This is a genomic window from Nitrobacter sp. 62-13, from assembly GCF_001896955.1.
In the GTDB taxonomy this organism is placed as follows: domain Bacteria; phylum Pseudomonadota; class Alphaproteobacteria; order Rhizobiales; family Xanthobacteraceae; genus Nitrobacter.
The window spans coordinates 6,821-8,256 of the sequence record NZ_MKRN01000115.1; the positions used below are offsets into that span (position 1 = coordinate 6,821).

The 1,436-nt window shown below is 66.4% G+C and carries 1 protein-coding gene; it reads left to right on the forward strand.

The genetic code is table 11. The features are described 5' to 3' along the window. Nucleotides 1-1,409 (forward strand): terminase gpA endonuclease subunit (locus BGN91_RS09500; RefSeq protein ID WP_292612558.1); only part of this gene is annotated, 1,409 nt, incomplete at its 5' end. Between the last annotated feature and the right edge of the window lie 27 nt (nucleotides 1,410-1,436).

A 1,436-nucleotide genomic window follows, 5' to 3' on the forward strand; every position in this document is an offset into this window, starting at 1 on the left:
CGGCCGACGAGGAAGGCGATCCGGTCGCTCTCGCCGAGGCGCGCACCCGCACCTTTTCGTGGCGCTCCAAGATTCTGCTTGGCTCGACGCCGACCATTCACGGCCTGTCGCGAATCGAGCGCGAGTACGAGGCATCGGATCAGCGGCGCTACTTCGTGCTGTGCCCGCATTGCGGGGAAATGCAGTGGCTCAAATTCGAGCGGCTGCGATGGGAGAAAGGACAGCCCGAGAGCGCACATTATGAGTGTACGGCCTGCGACGGCCGGATCGAAGAGCATCACAAGACCGCTATGCTCGAGGCGGGCGAGTGGCGCCCGACCGCGGAGGCGCAGGACCCCGGCACGATCGGGTTCCATATTTCGGCGCTCTATTCGCCGGTCGGTTGGTTCTCCTGGGAGAACATCGCGCGGCTGTGGGAATCGGCGACTACCGACGAGGCCAAGCGCAGCTTCAAGAATAGCGTGCTTGGCGAGACCTGGATCGAGACCGGCGAGGCGCCGGACTGGCAGCGGCTCTATGAGCGCCGCGAGTCCTGGCAGATCGGCACGGTGCCGCGAGGCGGCCTGTTCCTGACGGCGGGTGCTGACGTCCAGAAGGATCGCATCGAGGTCGATGTTTGGGCCTGGGGCAGAGGTCTCGAAAGCTGGCTCGTCGACCACACCGTGATCGAAGGCGGACCCGAGCAAGCCGAGACCTGGGAAGAGCTCGGGCTCCTGCTCGATCGGACTTGGCTGCACGCCCACGGTACGCGGATCGGAGTAGCGAAGCTCGCGATCGATACCGGCTACGAGGCGCCTGCCGTCTATGCTTGGGCTCGCAAGGCGGGCCACGCGCAGGTCGCACCGATCAAGGGCGTCGAAGGGTTCAATCGGGCAGCACCGGTCGCGGGCCCGACCCACGTCGACGTCACGGAGGGTGGTAAGAAGCTCCGCCGTGGTGCGCGGCTGTGGACGATCGCGGTCGCGACCTTCAAGAGCGAGACGTATCGCTACCTGCGCCTGTCGACGCCAACCGACGAGGAGATCGCGGCAGGTGCGAAGTTTCCGGCCGGCTACGTGCACCTGCCGCGCGGTGCCGAAGCCGAGTGGGTGAAACAGCTCGTCGCCGAGCAGCTCGTCACCGTGAAGACCAAGCGCGGCTTCAGCCGGCTCGAATGGCAGAAGCTGCGCGAGCGAAACGAGGCGCTCGACTGCCGGGTCTACGCCCGCGCCGCCGCATGGATTGCGGGCGCCGACCGCTGGACTGAAGCCATGTGGCGCGACTTGGAGAGCCAGGTCGGCCTCCCGGATGAGGTCGAGAATGACCAATCGCCCGATCCGCAATCGGCAAACGACAGCGTTGCCGGCCTGATCCGGCGCCGCCCGGAGCGCCGTGCCCGGCGCGTGTTTCGATCGAGCTATATGAGCTGAACCATGACGCCCGAAGAGATGACGGCG